Origin of the sequence: Nostoc sp., from assembly GCF_036919815.1 — a bacterium.
In the GTDB taxonomy this organism is placed as follows: Bacteria; Cyanobacteriota; Cyanobacteriia; order Cyanobacteriales; family Nostocaceae; genus Nostoc.
In genome coordinates this window covers 21,593-28,289 of sequence record NZ_JBALCE010000063.1, presented here as the reverse complement: position 1 = coordinate 28,289, position 6,697 = coordinate 21,593, and the positions used below count along the sequence as shown (strand labels likewise).

The following is a 6,697-nucleotide window of genomic DNA, read 5'->3' as shown; positions in this document are numbered from 1 at the left end:
TTCCGAGTTCAAAGGCTCAACTTCCGAGTTCAAAGGCTCAACTTCCGAGTTCAAAGGCTCAACTTCCGAGTTCAAAGGCTCAACTTCCGAGTTCAGAGGTGCAACTTCCGAGTTCAGAGCTAGTACTGAATAGGACTTACGCACGAGTTACGGAATAGGCTACCGCAGAGGCGCAGAGGACACGGAGAAATCAGAGTTTGAGAGATATTTTGCGTAAGTCCTACTAAATACAAGACTCACCTTGACAGTGCTATTCCTAATTGTACAGACGCGATTAATCGCGTCTCTCCAAACTCGCCACTCATAAATTCCAATTGCGGCGGAAATGGAAGAAGTCTTCTAAAAACTCTTGCAAGGCAATGTTGCTATTTAACTTTTGCTTACTCCACTCTCTGGCAGTTTGTTCCAGAATTTCTGAGAAACTGGGATAGACGGGAGATAAATTTGCTAAATCTTTGACTTTAATTTTTTGTGACATTGCCAAGGCAATCAAATTAATTAATTCTCCAGCTTCTGCCCCTAATATCGAAGCTCCCAAAATTTCCCCGTTGCCTAACACAATTAATTTACACATCCCACTGGTTTCGTCTCGAAGTTGGGCTGCTGCCACTGTTTTAAAATACTGTCGCAAAACTAAAACTTCATCTCGACGAAATAGGCGTTTTGCCTGCGCTTCTGTTAAACCCACTTGCGCCAGCATCGGCACAGAAAACATCGCCCAAGGAATAGAACAATAATTTACTCGTAACCTGGGGAAAAAGAGTGCATTGTTCAGGGCAATTTTTGCTTCATAATTAGCGATATTGGCAAAGTCGTAACCACCAATTACATCACCACAAGCATAAATCCGGTGGTTAGTGGTTTGCAGTTTATCATTCACCACTAAACTACGCCGGTGCCATTTCACACCTACTGCTGCCAAATTTAGGGATTCAAAATTTGGCTGTTGTCCAGTCGCCACTAAAATTTCATCAGTTTCAATGGCCTTATCTCCTGCTTGAATCCACTTTTTATCCCCAATTAGCCTCACCTGAGTTACTGGGTTTTTTGTGAGGACGCGCACACCTTCGACTTCCAATTGCGCCTGAAGTAATATGGCTATCTCAGCGTCAAGATGAGGTAGAACATAGGGATGCTTGACTACCACCGTCACATTGCAACCAAACCGCGCTAAAGTTTGAGCGATTTCAATGCTTTGGGGAATTCCGCCGAGAATTACCCAATTTTTGGCTAATGTCACTCCCTGTAAGGATTGCCAAATATTAGATAGAGTTAGATAGCCAGTGGCTTGCAATCCTTCAATCTCCGGCATTTCTGGACGCGAACCACTCGCCAGCAAATAGGTACGGGCGCGTAGTAGGCGATTGTTAACGGCAAAAGCTAATTGGGGTGAAGATTGAAATTGACCATTGCCAACGATAACATCGACTCCGCGCGCGGCTAGGATGGCTAAAGAATGCTGTTCTTTAAGATTTGAGGCGACGCATTCAGCATACAACATCGCTTCTTGCCATGCCATAGATATTTGGCATTCTTCGGAGGTTTCAGTGTGTGTGGCATGAATACCACAACTAGCGGCATCATTCAACTTCTGCGCCAGTTTACCAATTTCGGTAAGAGCATGGTGATGAGTAAACCCATAGTCTACTTTGGGTTCCACCAGGGCAACTGTAGCACGTAGTTGCGTTGCAGCAAGGGCAGCGTAGTATCCAGCAAGACTGCCGCCAATAATTACAACATCGTAGTCAATTGTCATTTGTCATTTGTCATTTGTCATTTGTCATTGGGCATTGGGCATGGGGCATTGGGCATGGGGCATGGGGGAGAATGAAAAATTACCTCATCTCCCTCATCTCCCCTACTCCCCACTCCCATTCGGCTACGCTCACGGCAAGCCCACTCCCCACTCCCCACTCAGCACTGAGTTTAACGCTGTTAGTAAGCGTTGGTTATCGGAGTGGGAACGTACAGCAACCCGGAAAAAGCGATCGCCTAGTTCTTGAAAGCTCAGGCAATCGCGGATTAAAATCTGGTGATGCTTGAGTAATTGTTGCTGTAACTGCGAAGTAGACTTTTGGGACTCAACCAGTAAAAAGTTAGCAGCACTTGCTTGGGGTTGCAATCCGGGGATTTTAGCCAAACCCTGAAAGAGTTGGTTTCGTGCAGGTGGTAGCCATGCCCAGGTTTGCTGCTGAAACTCTGTATCTTGGAGTGCCGCAATTGCTGCCGCCGCCGCTAGTGTGTTTACAGGCCAAGGGTCACGCCATAGCTGCCATTTAGCTAGGCAGTCAGGGTGTGCGATCGCATATCCTAATCGCAGTCCTGGGAGACTGTAAAATTTGGTTAGCGATCGCAATATTACTAAATTCGCATATTCCTGTACCACCGGAATCAGGCTTTGTTCCTCATTGGGCGGCACAAAATCCATAAATGCTTCATCCACCACAACCAAAGCAAATTGCTCCAGGTAGGGCAAAATAGACTCCCGCGAAAATAGCTTTCCAGTTGGGTTGTGAGGATTATTCAGCAATAGTCCTTTGTCCTTTGTCCTTTGTCCTTTGTCAATAACCAATACTTCGGCTTCGCTCAGTACAAGTGACCTAGGCGCTTCTCTACGAGACGCTACGCGAACGCCTTCCCGCAGGGTATGACCAGTGACTAATGACAAAGGACACTCCAGCACTTTCGCGTTGTACGCCGCCAAGGTTCGGTAGTAGTCGCCAAAGGCTGGAGTGATTAAAGTTGTCGCGGCTAATTGAGCTAATTCTCTGCCGATTAAAGTAAGTAATTCTGCGGAGCCGTTACCCGGCAGAATCCACTCAGACGGCAGTTTATGGAAGTGACTGAGAGCTAGTCTCAGTTCACTATAATTTGGGTCTGGATAGTGCTTAAGATTACCAATTTGGGACTGGATAGCAGCGATCGCGCTATTTGGAGGCCCCAACGGGCTAATGCTAGCAGAAAAATCCAGAATAGCATCAGGGGGACAACCAGCCAGTGCTGCTGCCCAGGCTAAATTTCCCCCGTGTGCAGGTTGCCGCATTAAAGAAGGGTTCCCGAAGACAGAACCTATGCTTTTGGGGGTGCTACCTTTTCTCTAAACAGTTTTCCTGCCGAGAAAGCAGGAACCCTGGTCGCGGGGATTTCCATCTTTTCATTTGTTTTCGGGTTGCGACCTTCGCGGGCTTTACGTTCCCGTGATTCAAACGAGCCAAATCCTACCAACGTTACCTTATCACTAGAGGAAACCGCTTCAATAATCGTTTCCAAAGCGGCAGTTAAGACTTGATCCGCTTGTTTCTTGGTAACACCAGCTTTTTCAGCTACGGCATCAACTAATTCACCTTTGTTCATATCAAACTCCTGAAGGTTTACTTTAGATTGTTTACGGATGCAAATTAATACATCTGTACTGAAAAATCGGTTCGCGGAAATACAAAAATCATCCTTTAGGAGTACTTTTACTCAAAACGGCTGTACATCCCATCAGCTCGACTTTTCAATGAATCATTCTAAGGTGTTGTAGCCTGATGTGGATAGATGAAACCATTAATTTATATAGATTTCAGGTTTTTTTTTAATTTTAGGGTGTTGTTTCACTAAAAACCACCCCAAAAATAGGAAAAAATACCCAGTAAATACTGCGATTGCAAGGGCAATAGGGGAGTCGAGAGGTGGAAGATCGTTAGTATTTGTTAGGATTAATTACCGATGTTGAAGAGTTATTGCTGAGATTAACCAATTGTTGTCAGGAACCTCAGCCTTAAGGCATGAGGCTTGTAAGAGCAATCAAACAAGTCGTTCTGACCAGACCACTCCGTAAAACGAGTAGCCGTTATTTGAGTCACGATACCGGAGAATGCGTAGCTAGTTTTCCGCTCTATCGCTTGTGATTAAACAGTTCCAAGGTCACTGGAACAGTGTTGCAAGCCTAACAAGCTTTTATAACAGGTCAAAGCTAACTTTACCCCGCAAGGGAGGCTCAATTGAGCAAAACATTACGCGTACAGGATTGTGAGATTTGAATCGGTAATTGTCCCGTTGAAAGTACATTACAAAAGTACACCGAATTAAACAATCCAAAGGCGGTAATGGAAATATAAAGCCGTGCTAGAAGCACGGGGTTTCCAACCCATTTTTCTGATGAAAATGATTTTATGGTTTGCGATCAGAAATATTCTGTTGCACCCAAGCCCGAAAAGCACGGGTAGTAGCAATTTCCCCATTCTTTTTAGCTTCTGCGATAAACCGGGGAATCTCCTTCACGGACACAGGCGCAAAAGTAGGGCTAGTTTGGACTTCTAAGTATTGCCCTCCTGCAAGTGTGTAAACTCGCAAGACACTGCCGTTATAACGCCAAAATTCCGGGACTGCGATCGCAGCATAAAGCCTCAGCTTGTCTATTGCAGACCTGGAATATTCCACCTCTAGCACCAGGTCTGGGGGTGGGTCGATCGCTAGATCAATATTTTCTTGCTCTCGAACTAGGGCTTCATTTTGGATGTAGTAGCTACTATCTGGCTCTGCTCCCTTCTGTAAATCATCTCGCGTTAAAGTTAATGAACCAGCGCGTTTAATTTCCCAACCCAACTCTTGGCACAATACACCAACAAAAGCTTCAATTACACGGTTTGAGTTCTCGTGTGGCATTTGTGGGGTGATAATTTCTATCGTTCCATTGTCATAAGCAAATCGGGAATTACGCTCTGAACCCATTTCAGCCAGCATGGTTTTAAAAGTTTGCCAGCTGATGTTTTGGAGTAAAACTCTATTTTCTGCGGATGTTTTTATCGCTACCATATTTCAGTTCTCCGCAACAAATTTTTTCGAGTACTGTACCCCTTAATATTACTGTTAAGGCTGAACGTAAGAAAGCGATATGATCGAAACGACTACTAGGGGTGATAGATTATGACTCAAGCCATACCAAAACTAGTAACCTTTGAAGATTTTGCAGCGTGGCGACCCGAAGGTGGAAGATATGAATTACATGATGGAGTGATTGTTGAGATGGCACAACCAGTAGGAGACCATGAGGATATTGTCGGGTTTTTGGTTGAAAAAATTGCTATTGAGTACGTCCGTAATGGTCTACCTTATATAATCCCCAAAACTGCGCTCATTAAACCTTCAACCTCAGAATCTGGCTACTCCCCAGATGTGCTATTACTCAATCGTCCTAATTTAGTGAATGAGCCGCTATGGAAAAAAGAATCAACTGTAAGCCTTGCAGCATCAATTCCCTTAGTAGTTGAGGTAGTTAGTACCAACTGGGATGATGACTATTACACAAAACAGGGTAAGTATGAGGGTATTGGAATTCCTGAATATTGGGTTGTAGATTATCTCGGTCTAGGCGCTAAAAAATTCACTGGCAACCCCAAACAGCCTACTATATCTATTTATCAATTAATCGATAGTGAATACCAAGTTACTCAATTTAGAGGCAAGAATCGCATCATATCGCCTACTTTCCCAGAATTGAATTTAACAGCCGAACAGATTTTTCAAGCTGGAGGTCTACCAACGTAGCCACAATCCTACTTGCTGTTTTATACTACTAAAAAATGTCAGTCAAAGAGGCGTAAATATGAAAATTAAAGAACAACTTATCAAGGAAATTCAATCAGCACCAGATGGAATTTTGACTGAAACACTTAATTTTCTGCGTTTTTTGAAAACAAAGCAAAACCAAGTGCAACCAACACAAGATCAAGTAGAGTTTGCTAGTCAGACTACTGTTAATTCCACAGGAAGCTCACTTCTAGAACATCTGAAAACTATAGGTACTTGGGAAGGTAATGATTTAAAATAGTGTCTGAAGCTAGTAATGGTCATTAATCAAAAATAGAAACTACATTAATACTAGTTACTCGATGCATCGGCTTTGTTCTTTTCTCGGTTGTGACTAATTCTTCTGCACCAACTGACAACGCCGCAGCTATATGAAGCGCGTCCATAGCTGCTAAACCATACTGAGAAGCAATTTGATAAGCATCTTGAAGAATATGAGTCAAATCACTCGCCCAGTAAGTAACATCGCTAAAAAATTCTTCATATAATTGAGCTTCTTCAGTTTGCTTGTGAAAAACCGCTTTGGGACTTACCTCCAATTTGACAAACTCACTCGAAGCGAATTCCCGTTGGGAATCTCCTAATATTTCAAGGGCTTTCTCGGCAATTCTACCAACACCATCTGTTGCGCTGAGTAAAACCCCTGAATCAATATAAGTTATTTTCATTCATCTCTACCCTGTAGCCCACCTCTGCGACTGGCGAGTTCTTTTTTAATTTCATCTTCATCTAATAAATGTTTACCAGAAGCAACAATCCTAGTGCGAATTTGCCGCAAACGTTCTCCCAATGGGGTTTTATTTGCCGAGTTTTTCAAACTAAGAAATTCAACAAAATCTAAAACTTCCTTTTGTTTGTCTTGTGGAAGAGAACGCCACTTTCTTAATAACTCTTGTTCTGGACTCATTAGCATTCACTCACTACTGTTACTACTTCTATTGTGATTGAGTAGACATCTCCAGAAATTAAATATGCGTTACCCATAACCCTTGTAGAGACGTAGCACTGCTACCTCTCTACATTCTTTTTCCCTCCTATGTCTAGTATTTTTATTCTAGAATGACATTCAAACTTAATCCTACTCGTGAACAAGAAGATCCCCGACTTCTTAAAGAAGTCGGGG

General features: G+C 43.3%; 8 protein-coding genes. 2 read left to right on the top strand and 6 right to left on the bottom strand.

The features are described from left to right. Positions 1 to 301: 301 nt before the first annotated feature. The 4 genes from V7K15_RS15485 to V7K15_RS15470 all read right to left on the bottom strand — a co-directional run bounded on the left by V7K15_RS15485 (position 302) and on the right by V7K15_RS15470 (position 4,800). Complete coding sequence (locus V7K15_RS15485; RefSeq protein WP_334906361.1) at positions 302 to 1,756, bottom strand: dihydrolipoyl dehydrogenase family protein; 1,455 nt, start codon at positions 1,754 to 1,756, stop codon at positions 302 to 304. A 129-nt stretch (positions 1,757 to 1,885) separates the two neighbouring features. Further along, a complete protein-coding gene (gene cobD, locus V7K15_RS15480) occupies positions 1,886 to 3,043 on the bottom strand; it encodes a threonine-phosphate decarboxylase CobD (RefSeq protein ID WP_334906359.1) in 1,158 nt (385 codons plus the stop codon). A 26-nt stretch (positions 3,044 to 3,069) separates the two neighbouring features. After that, entirely contained in the window at positions 3,070 to 3,354 is a 285-nt protein-coding gene (locus V7K15_RS15475; protein ID WP_292790543.1) for an HU family DNA-binding protein, read from the bottom strand. Positions 3,355 to 4,155: 801 nt separating this feature from the next. Then, positions 4,156 to 4,800: a Uma2 family endonuclease gene (locus V7K15_RS15470; RefSeq protein WP_334906357.1), complete on the bottom strand. Its 645-nt coding sequence runs from the start codon at positions 4,798 to 4,800 to the stop codon at positions 4,156 to 4,158. 111 nt (positions 4,801 to 4,911) lie between these two features. On the opposite strand from V7K15_RS15470, the gene V7K15_RS15465 reads away from it, so the two are divergent. Next, on the top strand, positions 4,912 to 5,532 hold the full coding sequence (locus V7K15_RS15465) for a Uma2 family endonuclease (RefSeq protein ID WP_334906355.1): 621 nt from the start codon (positions 4,912 to 4,914) through the stop codon (positions 5,530 to 5,532). A 58-nt stretch (positions 5,533 to 5,590) separates the two neighbouring features. Next, positions 5,591 to 5,815, top strand: coding sequence for a DUF2281 domain-containing protein (locus V7K15_RS15460; RefSeq protein ID WP_334906353.1), 225 nt, complete (start codon positions 5,591 to 5,593; stop codon positions 5,813 to 5,815). Between the two features lie 22 nt (positions 5,816 to 5,837). On the opposite strand, the gene V7K15_RS15455 is transcribed toward V7K15_RS15460, so the two are convergent. Then, on the bottom strand, positions 5,838 to 6,242 hold the full coding sequence (locus tag V7K15_RS15455) for a type II toxin-antitoxin system VapC family toxin (RefSeq protein WP_334906352.1): 405 nt from the start codon (positions 6,240 to 6,242) through the stop codon (positions 5,838 to 5,840). Continuing rightward, positions 6,239 to 6,481: a DUF2281 domain-containing protein gene (locus tag V7K15_RS15450; RefSeq protein ID WP_334906351.1), complete on the bottom strand. Its 243-nt coding sequence runs from the start codon at positions 6,479 to 6,481 to the stop codon at positions 6,239 to 6,241. Before V7K15_RS15450 ends, V7K15_RS15455 begins: the two co-directional genes overlap by 4 nt. Positions 6,482 to 6,697 lie beyond the last annotated feature (216 nt).

Bases quoted from the DNA above. Each gene is read 5' to 3' on its own strand.
- V7K15_RS15485 (WP_334906361.1), bottom strand. From the start codon at position 1,756: ATGACAATTGACTACGATGTTGTAATTATTGGCGGCAGTCTTGCTGGA.
- cobD (WP_334906359.1), bottom strand. From the start codon at position 3,043: ATGCGGCAACCTGCACACGGGGGAAATTTAGCCTGGGCAGCAGCACTG.
- V7K15_RS15475 (WP_292790543.1), bottom strand. From the start codon at position 3,354: ATGAACAAAGGTGAATTAGTTGATGCCGTAGCTGAAAAAGCTGGTGTT.
- V7K15_RS15470 (WP_334906357.1), bottom strand. From the start codon at position 4,800: ATGGTAGCGATAAAAACATCCGCAGAAAATAGAGTTTTACTCCAAAAC.
- V7K15_RS15465 (WP_334906355.1), top strand. From the start codon at position 4,912: ATGACTCAAGCCATACCAAAACTAGTAACCTTTGAAGATTTTGCAGCG.
- V7K15_RS15460 (WP_334906353.1), top strand. From the start codon at position 5,591: ATGAAAATTAAAGAACAACTTATCAAGGAAATTCAATCAGCACCAGAT.
- V7K15_RS15455 (WP_334906352.1), bottom strand. From the start codon at position 6,242: ATGAAAATAACTTATATTGATTCAGGGGTTTTACTCAGCGCAACAGAT.
- V7K15_RS15450 (WP_334906351.1), bottom strand. From the start codon at position 6,481: ATGAGTCCAGAACAAGAGTTATTAAGAAAGTGGCGTTCTCTTCCACAA.